The sequence below is a fragment of the Amycolatopsis coloradensis genome, from assembly GCF_001953865.1.
GTDB lineage: Bacteria > Actinomycetota > Actinomycetes > Mycobacteriales > Pseudonocardiaceae > Amycolatopsis > Amycolatopsis coloradensis.
Genome location: NZ_MQUQ01000005.1, coordinates 132,337 through 147,673, shown reverse-complemented (window position 1 = coordinate 147,673; position 15,337 = coordinate 132,337). Strand labels below are relative to the sequence as shown.

Annotated in this window: 15 protein-coding genes; 6 read left to right on the top strand and 9 right to left on the bottom strand. The window is 69.9% G+C overall.

Annotated elements, in window-relative coordinates:
* Positions 1-103: 103 nt before the first annotated feature.
* The 5 genes from groL to BS329_RS10215 all read right to left on the bottom strand — a co-directional run bounded on the left by groL (position 104) and on the right by BS329_RS10215 (position 5,157).
* Positions 104-1,732 (bottom strand): chaperonin GroEL, encoded by a 1,629-nt coding sequence (groL, locus tag BS329_RS10235; RefSeq protein ID WP_076158576.1) that lies wholly within the window; start codon positions 1,730-1,732, stop codon positions 104-106.
* Positions 1,733-1,992: 260 nt separating this feature from the next.
* Positions 1,993-3,420: a serine/threonine-protein kinase gene (locus BS329_RS10230; RefSeq protein WP_076158573.1), complete on the bottom strand. Its 1,428-nt coding sequence runs from the start codon at positions 3,418-3,420 to the stop codon at positions 1,993-1,995.
* A gap of 113 nt (positions 3,421-3,533) precedes the next feature.
* Positions 3,534-3,737: a cold-shock protein gene (locus tag BS329_RS10225; RefSeq protein ID WP_076160121.1), complete on the bottom strand. Its 204-nt coding sequence runs from the start codon at positions 3,735-3,737 to the stop codon at positions 3,534-3,536.
* Between the two features lie 114 nt (positions 3,738-3,851).
* A complete protein-coding gene (locus BS329_RS10220; RefSeq protein WP_076158571.1) occupies positions 3,852-4,475 on the bottom strand; it encodes an AIM24 family protein in 624 nt (207 codons plus the stop codon).
* 4 nt (positions 4,476-4,479) lie between these two features.
* A complete protein-coding gene (locus BS329_RS10215) occupies positions 4,480-5,157 on the bottom strand; it encodes a TIGR00266 family protein (protein WP_034308282.1) in 678 nt (225 codons plus the stop codon).
* Between the two features lie 74 nt (positions 5,158-5,231).
* Here BS329_RS10215 and moeA point away from each other — a divergent pair, with 74 nt between their 5' ends.
* Positions 5,232-6,425, top strand: coding sequence for a molybdopterin molybdotransferase MoeA (gene moeA, locus BS329_RS10210; protein ID WP_084749619.1), 1,194 nt, complete (start codon positions 5,232-5,234; stop codon positions 6,423-6,425).
* Positions 6,426-6,460: 35 nt separating this feature from the next.
* On the opposite strand, the gene BS329_RS10205 is transcribed toward moeA, so the two are convergent.
* Together BS329_RS10205 and BS329_RS10200 are read right to left on the bottom strand one after the other, a co-directional pair.
* On the bottom strand, positions 6,461-7,717 hold the full coding sequence (locus tag BS329_RS10205; RefSeq protein ID WP_076158565.1) for an MFS transporter: 1,257 nt from the start codon (positions 7,715-7,717) through the stop codon (positions 6,461-6,463).
* Positions 7,714-8,277 carry an ArsR/SmtB family transcription factor gene (locus BS329_RS10200; protein ID WP_076158563.1) on the bottom strand — a complete coding sequence of 188 codons (564 nt, stop codon included), beginning with the start codon at positions 8,275-8,277 and terminating at the stop codon, positions 7,714-7,716. The genes BS329_RS10205 and BS329_RS10200 overlap by 4 nt, the downstream gene beginning before the upstream one ends.
* 80 nt (positions 8,278-8,357) lie before the next feature.
* Between BS329_RS10200 and BS329_RS10195 the strand changes: the two genes are divergently transcribed.
* The 4 genes from BS329_RS10195 (at position 8,358) to BS329_RS10180 (ending at position 13,521) form a co-directional block, all read left to right on the top strand.
* On the top strand, positions 8,358-8,648 hold the full coding sequence (locus BS329_RS10195) for a GlsB/YeaQ/YmgE family stress response membrane protein (protein WP_076158560.1): 291 nt from the start codon (positions 8,358-8,360) through the stop codon (positions 8,646-8,648).
* Between the two features lie 474 nt (positions 8,649-9,122).
* The gene (locus BS329_RS10190) at positions 9,123-9,851 is read left to right on the top strand and encodes a phosphatidylserine decarboxylase (RefSeq protein WP_076158558.1); all 729 of its coding nucleotides are present in this window, start codon (positions 9,123-9,125) and stop codon (positions 9,849-9,851) included.
* Between the two features lie 3 nt (positions 9,852-9,854).
* Positions 9,855-10,826 (top strand): CDP-diacylglycerol--serine O-phosphatidyltransferase, encoded by a 972-nt coding sequence (gene pssA / locus BS329_RS10185; RefSeq protein WP_076158555.1) that lies wholly within the window; start codon positions 9,855-9,857, stop codon positions 10,824-10,826.
* Between the two features lie 415 nt (positions 10,827-11,241).
* On the top strand, positions 11,242-13,521 hold the full coding sequence (locus BS329_RS10180) for an AAA family ATPase (RefSeq protein WP_076158553.1): 2,280 nt from the start codon (positions 11,242-11,244) through the stop codon (positions 13,519-13,521).
* A 54-nt stretch (positions 13,522-13,575) separates the two neighbouring features.
* On the opposite strand, the gene BS329_RS10175 is transcribed toward BS329_RS10180, so the two are convergent.
* Positions 13,576-14,235 carry a LytR C-terminal domain-containing protein gene (locus BS329_RS10175; protein WP_084749556.1) on the bottom strand — a complete coding sequence of 220 codons (660 nt, stop codon included), beginning with the start codon at positions 14,233-14,235 and terminating at the stop codon, positions 13,576-13,578.
* A complete protein-coding gene (locus BS329_RS10170; RefSeq protein ID WP_005160574.1) occupies positions 14,232-14,543 on the bottom strand; it encodes a DUF3263 domain-containing protein in 312 nt (103 codons plus the stop codon). Before BS329_RS10170 ends, BS329_RS10175 begins: the two co-directional genes overlap by 4 nt.
* Positions 14,544-14,701: 158 nt before the next feature.
* Between BS329_RS10170 and BS329_RS10165 the strand changes: the two genes are divergently transcribed.
* On the top strand, positions 14,702-15,274 hold the full coding sequence (locus tag BS329_RS10165) for a peptide deformylase (protein ID WP_076158550.1): 573 nt from the start codon (positions 14,702-14,704) through the stop codon (positions 15,272-15,274).
* The last annotated feature ends 63 nt before the right edge of the window (positions 15,275-15,337 follow it).

The following is a 15,337-nucleotide window of genomic DNA, read 5'->3' as shown; positions in this document are numbered from 1 at the left end:
GGGGCAGCGGCTCGGCCGAACCGACCGGTCCGGCTCCGGACACAGGAAAAGCCCGGACGCGCGAGGCGCGTCCGGGCTTTCCGGTGGTGCTACTGGCTCGAACTCAGAAGTCCATGCCGCCCATGCCACCGGACGGGTCGGCGGGAGCGGCCGAGGCCTTCTCCGGCTTGTCCGCCACGACGGCTTCGGTGGTCAGGAACAGCGCCGCGATGGAAGCGGCGTTCTGCAGCGCGGAGCGGGTGACCTTCGTGGGGTCCGGCACGCCGGCGGCGAGCAGGTCCTCGTAGACACCGGTGGCGGCGTTGAGGCCGTGACCCTGCGGGAGGGACTTGACCTTCTCCGCCACGACGCCGCCTTCGAGGCCGGCGTTGATCGCGATCTGCTTGAGCGGCGCCTCGACGGCGACCTTGACGATGTTGGCACCAGTGGCCTCGTCGCCCTCGAGCTTCAGACCGGCGAAGGCGGCCTCGGCGGCCTGGATGAGAGCGACGCCACCACCGGCGACGATGCCCTCTTCGACGGCGGCCTTGGCGTTGCGCACCGCGTCCTCGATGCGGTGCTTGCGCTCCTTCAGCTCGACCTCGGTGGCGGCACCGGCCTTGATGACGGCCACGCCGCCGGCCAGCTTCGCCAGCCGCTCCTGGAGCTTCTCGCGGTCGTAGTCCGAGTCCGAGTTCTCGATCTCGGCGCGGATCTGGTTGACGCGACCCTGGATCTGGTCGGCGTCGCCCGCACCCTCGACGATGGTGGTCTCGTCCTTGGTGATGACGGCCTTGCGTGCCTTGCCCAGCAGGGAAAGGTCCGCGTTCTCCAGCTTGAGGCCGACGTCCTCGGAGATGACCTGTCCACCGGTCAGGATCGCGATGTCCTGCAGGATCGCCTTGCGGCGGTCACCGAAGCCCGGGGCCTTGACGGCGACGGACTTGAAGGTGCCGCGCATCTTGTTGACGATCAGGGTGGCCAGAGCCTCGCCCTCGACGTCCTCGGCGATGATCAGCAGCGGCTTGCCGGACTGGATGACCTTCTCCAGCAGCGGCAGCACGTCCTTGACGGTGGAGATCTTGGAACCGAAGAGGAGGACGTACGGGTCCTCGAGCTCGGCTTCCTGACGCTCCGGGTCGGTCACGAAGTAACCGGAGATGTAGCCCTTGTCGAAGCGCATACCCTCGGTGAGCTCGAGCTCGAGCCCGAAGGTGTTGCTCTCCTCGACGGTGACGACGCCTTCCTTGCCGACCTTGTCCAGCGCCTCGGCGATGAGCTCGCCGATGGTGCGGTCAGCGGCCGAGATCGAGGCGGTAGCAGCGATCTGCTCCTTGGTCTCGATCTGGACGGCCATCTTGTGCAGCTGCTCGGTGATGGCCTCGACGGCCGCCTCGATGCCGCGCTTCAGGCTGATGGGGTCGGCCCCGGCGGCGACGTTGCGCAGACCCTCGCGGACGAGAGCCTGGGCGAGCACGGTGGCGGTGGTGGTGCCGTCACCCGCGACGTCGTCGGTCTTCTTGGCAACTTCCTTGACGAGCTCGGCCCCGATCTTCTCCCACGGGTCCTCGAGCTCGATCTCCTTGGCGATGGAGACACCGTCGTTGGTGATCGTCGGCGCGCCCCACTTCTTTTCGAGCACGACGTTCCGGCCCCGCGGGCCGAGGGTCACCTTGACGGCTTCGGCGAGGGTGTTCAAGCCGCGCTCAAGACCGCGGCGGGCGTCCTCGTCGAACGCGATCAGTTTGGCCATTGCGGTGTGGTCCTCCGGTATTGGGCGCCACCGCCGCGCTGGTGAATGTCTCAGCAGCGGCGGCAGCAGGACTCTTCCTCGGCCAGGCTCGGTGCCCGCGACGGACGACCCACCCACTCAAGGGTGCGGCCTCACCGTCCCGACCTTCAGACGAGCGGTCGGTGACCGCTTGCCTGGCACTCGACGGCGTCGAGTGCTAATGCCGTGTTTAGCACTCTCCAGGGTCGAGTGCAAGAACCGCAGGTCAGCGCGGTGCGATGTCAGGTGCCCGGTTTGACGGAGATCGAGGTCGGCGGAGCCTTCAGCGACGACTCCGGGGACTGCGACTGCGAGCCGCCGGGGCCCACCGGGATGTTCGGCGCGGTGGTCTGCGGGCCGTTCCCGCTGCTCGAGTCACCGAAGACGAAGATGGCGGCGACGATCGCGCCGGCGACCACGAGGACGCCGACGATGATCCAGATCCACTTGGCGCCGCCGCTCTTCTTCGGCTGGAAACCACCCTGATGCTGCGGCGGCGGACCGTAACCAGGGGGCGGGCCCTGCTGGTAACCGCCCTGCTGCTGGAACCCGCCCTGCTGCGGCGGCGGACCGTAGCCCGGCGGCGGACCCTGCTGGTAACCGCCCTGCTGCTGGAACCCACCCTGCTGCGGCGGCGGACCGTAACCGGGCGGCGGGCCCTGCGGCGGGGGACCCTGCGGTCCCGGTCCCTGCTGGCCGTAGCCGGGCTGCTGTCCTCCGTACGGGTGCACGGGGCCCCCCTCTCCCTGTGGCGGCGTGTTCTGCCGCGGCGCCTGCTGGACCGGCGCCGCGGCCCCGGGCGGACCCGGCGGCTCGTTCGACGTGGCGAGCGGACCCAACGCGCGCCTGGCGGCCGCGATCATCTCAACACAGTCCGGGTAGCGATCGGCGGGATTCTTCGCCATTCCCTTGCGGACGACCTCGTCGATCCCGGCGGGCAGGCCGACGATCCGCGAGATGGCCGGGGGCTCTCCGTTCAGATGCCCCTTGATGACCGTCTGCACGTCGCCCTTGAAGGGCGGGCTGCCGGTCAGGCAGGCGTAAAGGACGCAGGTGAGGGCGTACTGGTCGGTGCGGCCGTCGAGCGGCTCACCGCGCAGGTGCTCGGGCGCGGCGTAGGTCGGCGAGCCGAGGAAGTCGCCGCCGCGGGTGCGGTGCCCGGTGGCGCCGCGGCGGGTCAGGCCGAAGTCGGCCACGTAGACGTGCTCGCGCGAGGTCTCCTTGCTGGTGACCAGGACGTTGGCCGGTTTGACGTCGAGATGCACGAGACCCCGGTTGTGCAGGGTGTCGAGCGCGTCGGCGACCTGGTCGAGCATGGTCAGCGCACGGGCGGGCGCGATCGGGCCGCCGGAGATCAGCCCGGCGAGGTCCCCGCCGTCGACCATCCGCATGGCGATGTAGAGCATGCCTTCGAGCTCGCCGAAGTCGTACAAGGGCACGACGTTGGCATGGTCGATCGCGGACGTGTTCCGCGCCTCGTCGACGAAGCGCTCGCGGAACTCGGCGTCGGCCCCGAGGTGATCACCGATGACCTTCAGTGCCACCTTGCGTCCGAGCCGCACGTCCGTGGCCTTGTAGGTCACGCTCATGCCGCCCTTGCCGAGCACACCGTCGATGCGGTAGTTGCCCAGCCGGCGACCGGTCAGGTCCCCCGACTCATCGCCTGTCACGCCGCGAAGCGTAACGCGCCAGTTCCCGAGGCCGCCGGGGGTCGGCCCGGAATCCGGCCCCGCGGCGCGTCAGCGCCTCCGTTGAGGGTGGCGGCGGGGGCATGGATGGACTGCTAGACCTTGCGCACGTCCGCCGCCTGACTCCGCCCGTCTCGTCCGGATTGGACTTCGAATTCCACCCGATCACCCTCGTCCAGCGTCCGGAATCCGTCGGCCTGAATGGCCGAGTAGTGGACGAAGACGTCGGGCCCTTCGGTGGATTCGATGAATCCGTAGCCCTTTTCCGAGTTGAACCATTTGACGGTGCCGACTGCCACGGCGCCCTCCCTCAGCACAGGACCCGCCGGCCTTCTCTGGCCAGGACGGCGGTTTCGAGTGCGGTTCACGCTACCCGAATTACCGGCGTCGGCAATGCTCGATTCGCCCTAAGGTCATCCGCGGGAAAGCCGCCTATTGCGCGCTTGCACCAAGACGCGTCCCGGTCCCGCGAAGTCCAGCGCGAGCCCCTCGCCGGTCCGGACCGACTGCGGACCGGACTGGTCGACGGCGCGGAGACGGCACTGCACGGTGTCCGGGTAGGCCAGCAGGAAGTCCGGCCGCACGGTGACGAGTTCCCCGGCGGTGAGTTCGAAGGCGTCGACCGGGCCCTGCGCGGCCAGCACGAGCGGGCCGCTTCCGCTGTAGTGCTCCAGAAAGCCGGAATCGGCCCCGAAGAGCTTCTGCAGCGGCGCCCAGCCGGGGTCCTGCCTGATGGTCGCCGGACGGGCGAGGATCGCGTCCCGGCTCACGCACCAGCCCGAGCCGCCGGTGAACTCCAGCGGGTAGACGTCACCGGCGGTCAGCGGCGCGAAGTCGATCCAGCCGCCGCCCTCCGGCGCGTTGAACACCGACGGAGCGGCCTTGCCCGCCCGTGAACCACCGCGCGCGGGAACGGTTTCGGTGATGCCGAAACTGCTGGCCAGCATGGTGTCCCCGGCGGCCTGGACGGCTTCGCCGGGGGACAGCAGCACGCGTGCGACCCCGAAGTTCGGGGTGTGCCTTGTCTGGACGCGCATGCGCTCAGCGGGACGGGACCTGGGCGATCACCCAGGCGGACAGCGCCGACGGGTTGCGGGTCTGGGTGAGCAACTGGCCCGGCCCGGCGAAGTCGAAGACGAGGCCTTCACCGCTCTTCATCGACTGGATGACACCGGTGGCGACCTTGCGGATCTGGTACTGCAGGGTGTCGGCGAACGCGACGACGTGCCCGGTGTCGATGGTGATCACCTCGCCCTGCTGGAGGGTGACCGTCTCCAGCGCGCCGTAGCAGGCCACGACCAGCGGGCCCTGTCCCGTCGCGTGCGTCAGGAAGCCGCCCTCGCCGCCGACGAGGTTCTTGAGCCCGCCCCATTTGGTCTCGGTCTGCACGCCGTGGGAGGACGCGAGCCACGAACCGCGGGTGACGCACCAGCCGGTGCGGCCGTCGAGGTTGATGATCTGCATGTCGCCGGGCAGGTTCGCGGCGACGTCGACCCAGCCGCCGTTCTGCGGGGCGGTGTAGGTGGAGATGAAGAAGGACTCGCCGGAGAGGAAAGCGCGGCCGAGCCCCTTCATGATGCCGCCCTGCGCCTGGGACTGGACCTGCACGCCATAGCTCGTCGCCATCATCGCGCCCGACTCGACCTGCGCCGGTTCACCCGGTGCGAGCATGAGCCTCGCCACCGCGAACGATGGCTGGTGACGGATCTGAACCTGCATGTCTTCTGCTCCCCGGTGGTCGTTGTGACGCGCAGAGTGTTGCATGCGGCCCCCGACCGGGGAGGATGGTCGTCGTGATCTCCGTCGACGCCCACCGTGAGACCGTCACCGGCCTGCTCGGAAACGCCCCCGTCATCAGCCTTCCGCTCGCCTCCGCCGCCGGGCTAGTCCTGGCCGAGGACGTACTCGCGGGGGTTTCGCTGCCGCCGTTCGACAACTCCGCTATGGACGGTTACGCCGTCCGCGCGGCCGATGTCTCCCAAGTGCCCGTAACGCTGCCGGTCGCCGACGACATCCCCGCCGGCCGCGTCGAGATCGGGACACTGGAGCCGGGGACCGCGCACCGGATCATGACCGGCGCCCCGCTGCCACCCGGCGCGGACGCCGTCGTGATGGTCGAGCACACGGACGGTGGCGTGACCGACGTCCGAATTCTCAGGACAGCCGTCCCGGGCGCGCACATCAGACATCTCGGCGAAGACGTCGTCGAGGGCACGGTGGCGCTGTCCGCCGGAAGCGTGCTCGGCCCGGCGCGACTGGGGCTCGCGGCGGCTGTCGGACTCGCCGAGGTCCCGGTGCGGAGGCCGTTGAAGGTGCTCGTCGTGTCCACCGGCACCGAACTCGTCGACGCGCCGGAACCCTTGCGGCACGGGCAGATCTACGAGTCGAACAGCATCATGCTGGCGTCCGCGATCCGCGCGCTCGGCTGCGAGGCCGAGGTCGTGCGCAGTGTCGTCGACGACGTGGCCGAGTTCCGGGCGGTGATCGAGCCGCGGCTGGCGGACGTGGATCTGCTGGTGACCTCGGGCGGGGTCAGCGCGGGGGCGTACGAAGTGGTGAAGGACGCGCTGACCGGGCAGGGCGTGGAATTCCGGAAGGTCGCGATGCAGCCGGGCGGGCCGCAGGGCTGCGGACGGTGGAACGGCGTGCCGGTGGTGACGCTGCCGGGCAATCCGGTGAGCGTGCTCGTGTCCTTCGAGGCGTTCCTGCGGCCGGCGCTGCTGTCGGCGATGGGGCATTCCGGGGTCGACCGGCAGCGGGTGCGGGCCCGGCTGACCGAGGCGATGACGTCCCCCGCCGGAAGGCGTCAGTTCCGGCGGGGCTTCTACACGCATGCCGAGGGCGAGGTCACCGGGATCGTCGGGCCGCGCGGCGGGCCGGGATCGCATCTGCTGGCGTCGTTCACGCAGGCGAACTGCCTGATCGTGCTGCCGGAGGACGTGGACTCCGCCGAGCAGGGCGACGAGGTGGACGTCCTGCTGCTGTGACCCTCTTCCTCCAGTAGCCGGCTACTTGCGCTCCTTCACGCGGTCTGGCAACGCGACGCGATCGGGAAGTCGCGGCACCGGCCGATCGGCGTGAACAGCAGCGCGGCGACGGCGACGACTTCGAGCCCGGCCATCAGCCACAACGTCTGCCGCACGCCCGCGGTCTCGCCGAGGATCCCGCCCAGCAGGCCGCCCAGCGCGATCGCGCCGAAGCTCAGCACGGACATGCTCGCGGTGACCCGGCCGAACATCGCCGCCGGGACATAGCGCTGCTTGAACGTGGCGTTGAGGACGTTCGAGCCGACCACCCCGGCGCTCAGCGAAAACCCGGCGGCGACGAAGAACGCGAGCCCCCAGCCGCCCCGCGCGAGCGGCCCCAGCAACATCATCAGCGCCCCGAAGCCCTCACAGAGCACGAAGGCTCGCGCGGTGCCGATACGTGCGGCGAGTCTGCCCGACGACGCGGCGCCGAAAACGCCGCCCGCGCCGACGAGCGCGAGCACCAGCCCGACGGCACCCGGCCCCACCCCGAGATCGCGGGCGAGGAACACGACCTCGATCGACTGATACCCCATGAGCGCGACGTTCGAGACCGCGCCGAAGACCGCGAAGACGCGCAGGAACCGGTCCCGGAGAACGAAATCGAGGCCCTCGCGGATCTCGTCCCGCAGCCGCGACCGCGTGGTGACCACGCGGCTGGGCTCGCGGTAGCGGATGGATCGCAGGCACAGCAAGGAGATCCCGAAACTGACGGCGTCGGCGAGCACCCCGGCGACGGCGCCGAATCCCTGGGCCAGCAGCCCGGCGAGTCCGGGTCCGGCGATCTGCGCGGCGGACTCGCTGCCCTGCAGTTTCTCGTTCGCCTCCTGGAGTTCCTCCTTCGAGACCAATGAGGGCAGGTAGGCGCGGTAGGCGACGTTGAAGAACACCTTCGCGACGCCGCCGGCCAGTGCGACGACGATCAAGTGGAGCATCGTGAGCAGCCCGAACCAGGCGGCGATCGGGACGCTCAGGAACACCAGCATCGAGAAGGTGTTGCACACCAGCATGATCGGCCGTTTCGGCCAGCGGTCGACCCACGCGCCCGCAGGCAGGCCGATGAGCAGCCACGGCACCCAGGCGGCCGCGGTCAGCAGTCCGACGGCGAACGTGCTCGCCTCCAGGGTGACCACCGCGACGAGCGGCAGCGCGACGACGGCGATGGAACTGCCGAGCACGCTGGTCGTCTCGCCGGTCCACAGCAGCCGGAAATCGCGTGAGCGCAGCGATCCGCCGCGTTCACGGACGCTCACGGCCGGGCCGGGACGGCTCGGGCGGAGAAGAACACCGGCCTGCGTTCCTGGCCGTCGTCGGGCTGTTCCCGATCGCTGTACTCCCGGACCAGCGCCTGGATCCGGCCCTCGATCTCGGCCATTTCCGCGACCGACAGCTTCATCCAGCTGTCGGTCGCGAAAGCGGCCCGGTGCCACTGCTCGGGGTAGGCCTCGCGTTCGGCGAACCATTGCCGCGCCATGGAGACCTGGCGTTCGAGGGCGAGGGATTCGGCGGCGGCCGCGACCGGGTCGTCCGGGAAGTCCGAGGGTGACCAGGAAACCGCGTACCCGACGCGGCGCCACCAGCGCTCACGCCGGTCGCGGGCGAGTTCGGGCGCCTCCTCGACGAGGTCGCTGGCGGCCAGCACCTTCAAGTGGTGACTGACGTTCCCGACGGCCTGCCCGGTCCGCTCAGCGAGTACGGACGCGGTGCACGGGCCGTCGAGCCGGAGGACGTCGAGCAGGCGGCGCCGCAGCGGATGCGACATCGCGGCGAGCACCTTCGAATCGTGGACTTCACGCACTTCACGGTCGGCCATAACGCACAACAGTAGTTGCACAAGAACCCTTGTACAAGTCTTCTTGTGCGCTACTCCATTCGCGTCGGTAATCTCGGGGCATGGGTTTCTTCTCGTGGATCGTGTTCGGCGCCATCGCCGGCTGGCTGGCCAACGTCGTGGTGGGCGGCCAGGACCGGCGGAGCGGCTGCCTGTTCAGCATCCTGATCGGCGTACTCGGCGCGGCGCTGGGTGGTTTCATCTACCGCCTCGCGACGGGCACCGAGCGGAGTTTCGAGTTCGACTTTCCCAGCTTCGGCGTCGCCATCCTCGGCTCGATCGTGCTGCTCGCCCTGCTGCGGCTGGTGCGCGGCTCCGGGCGGCGCGATCCTCGGCCGCCCCGTCATCGGTGACCACCGGAGTAACCGTTGGTAACGGTTGACTCGCGACGGGTGATCGCGGGCGTCCGGCGATCTAAGGTGGGACTTTCGTTCAGTTCCAGCGGCCGCGGCCGGGTGCATGTGCCGTCGGGGGGCATATGCATCCGGCTTCTCGGGCCTCGGCGATCACCGAGGCGGCGCGAACGGGGTCGACGAGCGAAGGCATCGGCACCGCCGAAATGTCCCTCTTCCAGGCTCGGAACAACTCGGCGAGGCGCTCGCCCGCGGGGTCCGGGCTGGCGGGCATTCGGGGTCCTCAAGGTCGGCGATCGGCATCAACTACCTAGAGTTATCGCTTATTTCCACCTACCGTTACCGCGATGTGGCCCCTCCCACCCGGACCGGGGAAACCCTTGCGGGGGAGGCCACGGCCCGGCCCCGGACAGGGCGGTAGCGTGGTGGCTCTTCATGCCCAACCCCCGACACGAACTGCGGTGAACCCGACCAATGAGCGGCAACCGGCCGGAAGCCACTGGCAACCCCCTCGCGCACGCCGTGAAGCTGGCGCGCGAGACCGTCCCGCCGATGCACCCGGCCGGCAGGCCGTTCGTGTTCGGCGGCCTCGCCGCGACGCTGGTGCTGCGGAGGTTCTCCAAGCGCCTCGGCGTCCTCGGCGCGCTCGCGACGGCCGCCACGGCCGCCTTCTTCCGTGAGCCCAAGCGCGTTCCGCCCGCCCAGTCCGGTCTCGCGGTCGCGTCGGCGGACGGCCTGGTCTCGCTGATCGAAGAGGCCGTGCCGCCGCCCGAGCTGGGGCTGCCCGCCGAGCCGCGGATGCGGGTCAGCGTGTTCCTGTCGGTGTTCGACGTGCACGTCCAGCGGATCCCGGCGTCCGGCGTGATCGAGCGGGTCGCCTACCGGCCGGGGAAGTTCCTGTCCGCGGACCTGGACAAGGCGAGCGAAGACAACGAGCGCAACTCCGTGCTCATGCGCACCGAAGACGGCCACGAACTCGTCGTGGTGCAGATCGCCGGGCTGGTGGCCCGGCGCATCCTCTGTGAAATCCGCGAGGGTGACGAGGTCGGCGTCGGCTCGACGTACGGCATCATCCGCTTCGGCTCGCGAGTCGACCTGTACCTGCCGCCGGGCAGCAAGGTCCTCGTCTCGAAGGGCCAGCGCACGATCGGCGGCGAGACCCCGATCGCCGAGCTGCCCACGGCGCCGCACCCGGAAGGCTGATCCATGGTCCGCGTGACCACTCCCGGCGTCCGGCTGCTGCCGAACGCCATCACGGTGCTCGCCCTGTGCGCCGGTCTGTCGTCGGTGCAGTTCGCGCTGATCGGCAACTATCCGATGGCGATCGCGTCGATCGGTATCGCCGCGGTGCTCGACAGCCTCGACGGCCGGATCGCGCGACTGCTGGACGCGACGTCGAAGATGGGGCAGGAACTCGACTCACTGTCCGACGGCATCTCGTTCGGTGTCGCGCCCGCGCTGGTGCTATACGTCTGGCACGCCGAAGGTGAGCGGATCGGCTGGGTCGCGTCGCTGATCTTCGCAGTCTGCATGATCTTGCGGCTGGCGCGGTTCAACACGCTGATCGAGGACACCGCACAGCCGCCGTACGCGGGTGAGTTCTTCGTCGGCGTGCCCGCGCCCGCCGGTGGTCTGCTGGCGATGCTGCCGCTGATCCTGGAACTGCAGTTCGGGCAGGGCTGGTGGTCGCATCAGTACGTGGTGTGGGTGTGGACGATCGCCGTGGCCGCGCTGCTGATCAGCCGGATCCCGACGCTTTCGCTGAAGACGGTGAAGGCGCCGGCGAAGGCGATCGCGCCGCTGCTGGTCGGGGTGGGCCTGCTGGCCGCCGCGATCATCCAGTTCCCGCTGGTGGCGCTGGCGATCGCGCTGGTGCTGTACCTGGCGCACATCCCGTACTCGGTGTACCGGCAGCGCTGGCTCGCCAAACACCCGGAAGCGTGGATGGCTCCGCCGCGGGAACGGCGCGCGATCCGGCGTTCTTCGAGCCGCCGCCGTCTCGGCCTGCGTCCGCCGCTGCGGCGCGTGGTGGCCGGTGCCGCCCAGCGTGTCCGGCTTCAGCGGGGCGAACAGCACGTCGCGCGCACTCCGCGCACCATCACCAGCGAAAAGGACCGCGACAACGGCCGCGGACCCCGCCGTCGCTCCTGGCGCCGGATCGGCCTCCGCAAACGCTGACCCCGCGTTCCCCCACCCCCCGCCCGTCCCAGGGGGACGGCCCCGCGCCCAGCGTATCGGGACTGACCGACGGGACCTGGGGAAACGGGGGTCGAGGGGGTGAGTTGTCCACAATGAGGTGACCCTGTGGACAACTTGGGGACAAGTGGCCTGGAACCGGCCGTGGGTCGCTCTATCCGGATTGCTCGGTACATGAAGGCCCCCTTCCTTGCGCCTAACGCAAGGAAGGGGGCCTTCATGTACTGACGCGGCGCCAGGGCGACACCAAAGGTCCCTTGCTCACTGCGCCGAAGCGGCCAGCCCGCCGATCACCAGATCCAGCTGGAACGGGACTTCCGGCCCGGCAAGCGGCCGCCACTCGACCGGATCGCGCACTTCAACGGCTGGGCGGCCTGAGCCTGGATAGGGTGACAGGGTGAGCGCACCCCAGATCACGCTGACCGTCCGGCACACCCCGTCCGCCCTGGATTCCCGCCGCGGCGTCGTCCGGCTGCACCCCGAAGTCCTCGACGCGCTCGGCCTGATGGCCTGGGACACTGTCCGCCTCACCGGCGCGCGCGTCAGTTCGGCGCTGGCCGCGCCTTCGGAAGCTGAGGGGATCCCGGGCGTGATCCTCCTCGACGACGTCACGATGTCGAATCTCGGCGTGACCGAGGGCTCGGAGGTGGTCGTCGCGCCGGCGGAGGTGTCGGCCGCGAAGACGGTCACCGTGTCGGGCTCGCGGATGGCCAGCGTGTCGCTCTCCCCGCACACCCTGCGGCTCGCCCTGATCGGCAAGGTGCTGACCGTCGGCGACGCGGTTTCCCTGCTCCCCCAGGATCTCGCGCCCGCGCCCGGCTCCGACGTCTCCGCGGTCCGCGGCCAGCTCTCCCGCGCCATCGGCATGACCTGGACGAACGAACTGCTGACCGTCACCGCCACCGAGCCGTCGGGCCCGGTCGCCGTCGGACCGTCCACTGTGGTCAGCTGGCGGGACGGGGCCCGCACCGGCGAGGCCACGCCCGCCGCCGCTCCGGCCCGTGCCGGGACCACGCTGGTGCGCAGCACGCCCTCTTCCCCGCACGAAGACTTCATCGACGCCGAGATCGTCGAAGACGAACAGATCGACGAGGTGGCCGAGGAATCCGTCCCTCCCTTGTCCGATCTCGCCGGCTCCGAATCGGCCGCGCGCAAGCTCGCCGAATGGTTCGACCTGGCCTTCCACCGTCCGGAACTGCTGGCCAAACTCGGGACCTCGGCGCATCTCGGGGTACTGCTGTCCGGGCCGGAAGGCGTCGGGAAGGCGACGCTGGTCCGCGCCGTGGCACAGGCCGAGAAGGTGCGGGTGGTGTCGCTCGCGGCGCCGAACATCGCCGTTCTCGAACCGAACGTGGCCGCCGCGCGGCTGCGTGCGGCGATCGAGCAGGCCACGAGCGACGAAGCTCCCGCCGTCCTGCTGATCACCGACGTCGACGCGCTGCTGCCCGCTTCCCAGCCGCCGCCGCTCGCGACGGTTGTCCTCGATGATCTGCGCAAGGCCTTGCGCAGCAAGGGTTTCGCCGTCATCGCCACTACCGGCCGGGCCGAGTCGACCGATCCGAGGCTGCGCGCGGCCGACTTGCTCGACCGCGAACTCGGCCTGCCGCTGCCGGACGCCAAGACCCGCACAGAACTGCTGCGTGTCCTGCTGCGCGACGCCCCGCTGGAGGCCGGCGTCGACGTCGGCCCGATCGCCGAACGCACCCCCGGCTTCGTGGCCGCCGACCTCATCGCGCTCCGCCGTGACGCCGCCCTCCGCGCCGCGCTGCGGCAACGCGAGTCGGACGAGCCGCGGATCTCCCAGCAGGACCTGCTCGACGCGCTGACCACCGTCCGCCCGATCTCGATGTCCACTTCGGACAATCTGGCCACCGGCGGGCTCACCCTCGACGACGTCGGCAACATGGTCGAGGTCAAGCAGTCGCTGACCGAGGCGGTGCTGTGGCCGCTGCGCTATCCGGACTCGTTCGCCCGCCTCGGCGTCGACCCGCCGCGCGGCGTGCTCCTGTACGGGCCGCCCGGTGGCGGCAAGACGTTCCTGGTCCGCGCGCTCGCCGGCACCGGCGCGCTGAACGTGTTCGCGGTCAAGGGCGCCGAACTGATGGACAAATGGGTCGGCGAGTCCGAGCGCGCGGTGCGGGAACTCTTCCGGCGCGCCGCCGAGGCCGCGCCGTCGCTGATCTTCCTCGACGAGATCGACGCGCTCGCCCCGCGCCGCGGCCAGTCCTCGGACTCCGGCGTGTCGGACCGGGTCGTCGCGGCCCTGCTGACCGAATTGGACGGTGTCGAGCCGATGCGCGAGGTCGTCGTCCTCGGTGCGACGAACCGGCCGGAACTGGTCGACCCGGCTTTGCTGCGGCCGGGACGGCTGGAGCGCCGCGTCTACGTCCCCCCGCCGGACGCGCACGCCCGCGAGGCGATCCTGGCCGCCAGCGCCAAGAACACGCCGCTCGCGTCCGATGTGGACTTGGCGGCGTACGCGACCACTTTGGACGGTTACTCGGCGGCGGACTGCGCGGCGCTGATCCGGGAGGCCGCGCTGACCGCGATGCGGGAGTCACTGGAGGCCAAGGAGGTCACCGCCGCGCATCTGGCGAAGGCCGCCGAGGCTGTCCGGCCGTCACTCGACCCGGCGCAGCTCGCGGCCCTGGAGGCGTACGCGCAGAACCAGGCGTGAATACGTGAAAGGCCCTCTTCCTCGTAGTGGGAAGAGGGCCTTTCACGTACCAGGCTAGGAGCCTGCTTTGTCGTTGGTTTCGTAGTCCTTGGTGAGGATGACGATCACCCCAGGGGCCGCGTTCTGGATGCCCTCGAACCTCGGCAGGGCTTCGATCCCGAACTCCAGCGCCAACGCCTTCGCGGCGGCTTCCTCGTCGGTGCCCGGCCGGTAGTAGGCCGCGCTCTTCTCGAGCCTGCCCTGATGGGGGCCGATTTCGGTGACGTTCCAGCCGGAGGCGCGGAAGTCTTTCGCGCCCTTCTCGGCGAGGCCTTGGATCGTGCTGTTGTTGTAGACGCGGACTGTCACCCACTTGTGCGACGCCTGCTGATCGCCACCGGGCTGCCCCGGGCCGGGCTGGCCGGGACCGGGCTGGCCGGTCTGCCCGGGCTGACCCGGCTGGCTCCCGGGCGGCGCGGAACTCGCGGGCGCGCTCGACGGCGGCGCCGACGAGGCGGGCGGCGAACTGACCGGAGGCGAACTCGCTCCAGGGGACGACGGCGGGGTCGCGCCGTCCGAGGTCGTGGGCGTGGTGCCGGGCGGCGTGGCCGTATCCGAGTCACCGCCGCCGGTGGTGAGGGTGATCCCGCCGATCACGGCGGCGATCACGGCGACTCCGACCAAGGCCAGTCCGGCGGCTTTCATCGGCCGGGACAGGCCCGAAAACAGACTCATGAGAGATCGATCCCCAGTCGCCGGGCCGCGCGATTGCGCTGCCGGGCCGCTCGCGTCTTTCGCAGGCGCTTCACCAGCATCGGGTCGGCCTGCATGGCTTCGGTCTTCTCGAGCAGCCGGTTCAGCAGCTGGTAATACCGCGTCGACGACATCGAGAAACGTTCACGGATGGCCTGTTCCTTCGCGCCGGCGTACTTCCACCACTGCCGTTCGAAAGCGAGCATGTCGAGCTCGCGCTCGCTGAGGCCGTTCACGGTCTCCGACGGGGACGGCTGGTCGGGCTCAGCCATCGACTCCGCGGCGTCCATCCGACTCCTCGCAATCAGGTCAGTGCTCGGCGGGCGTGAAACCACAGGCTTGTCATTCCGCGGCGCCATTAGACCACGGATCCGGCGCCCGGCCTCGATATCGGCGTCGGCGCGTCATGGGTAAGGGTGTATCAGAAGGGTCCGACTAAACTGCGCGCGTGACCGTCCATCCCATCGTGATCGCCGGCGAGCCCGTGCTACACAACCCGACTCGGGAGATCACCGAGTTCGACGACAAGCTGCGCACGCTCATCGACGACATGTTCGAAACCATGTACGCCGCCGAAGGGGTCGGCCTCGCGGCCAACCAGATCGGCCTCGACCTGCGGGTCTTCGTCTACGACTGCCCTGACGACGAGGGCACGCGCCACAAGGGCGTCGTGGTGAACCCGAAGCTCGAGACGTCGGAGATCCCGGAGACGATGCCGGACCCGGACGACGACTGGGAGGGCTGCCTGTCGGCTCCCGGCGAGTCGTACCCGACCGGACGCGCCTCGTGGGCGAAGGTCATCGGCTTCGACGTCGACGGTAGCCCGATCGAGGTGGAGGGCACCGGTTACTTCGCGCGCTGCCTCCAGCACGAGACCGATCACCTGGACGGCTTCATCTACCTCGACCGGCTCGTCGGACGCCACGCGCGGGCGGCGAAGAAGATGCTGAAGTCGAACAAGTGGGGCGTCCCGGGCAACTCCTGGCTGCCCGAAGCCGCGCCTGAACCCGCCGACGACTGACCTCTGGTGACCACAGCTGACGCGACCGAGGTCTGTCGATCTTTGAAGTCGCGCCTTTTTGGC

Bases quoted from the DNA above. Each gene is read 5' to 3' on its own strand.
- BS329_RS10215 (WP_034308282.1), bottom strand. From the start codon at position 5,157: ATGCAGGTTCAGATCCGTCACCAGCCATCGTTCGCGGTGGCGAGGCTC.
- BS329_RS10190 (WP_076158558.1), top strand. From the start codon at position 9,123: ATGAGCGGCAACCGGCCGGAAGCCACTGGCAACCCCCTCGCGCACGCC.
- BS329_RS10220 (WP_076158571.1), bottom strand. From the start codon at position 4,475: ATGCGCGTCCAGACAAGGCACACCCCGAACTTCGGGGTCGCACGCGTG.
- groL (WP_076158576.1), bottom strand. From the start codon at position 1,732: ATGGCCAAACTGATCGCGTTCGACGAGGACGCCCGCCGCGGTCTTGAG.
- BS329_RS10170 (WP_005160574.1), bottom strand. From the start codon at position 14,543: ATGGACGCCGCGGAGTCGATGGCTGAGCCCGACCAGCCGTCCCCGTCG.
- BS329_RS10175 (WP_084749556.1), bottom strand. From the start codon at position 14,235: ATGAGTCTGTTTTCGGGCCTGTCCCGGCCGATGAAAGCCGCCGGACTG.
- BS329_RS10195 (WP_076158560.1), top strand. From the start codon at position 8,358: ATGGGTTTCTTCTCGTGGATCGTGTTCGGCGCCATCGCCGGCTGGCTG.
- pssA (WP_076158555.1), top strand. From the start codon at position 9,855: ATGGTCCGCGTGACCACTCCCGGCGTCCGGCTGCTGCCGAACGCCATC.
- BS329_RS10200 (WP_076158563.1), bottom strand. From the start codon at position 8,277: ATGGCCGACCGTGAAGTGCGTGAAGTCCACGATTCGAAGGTGCTCGCC.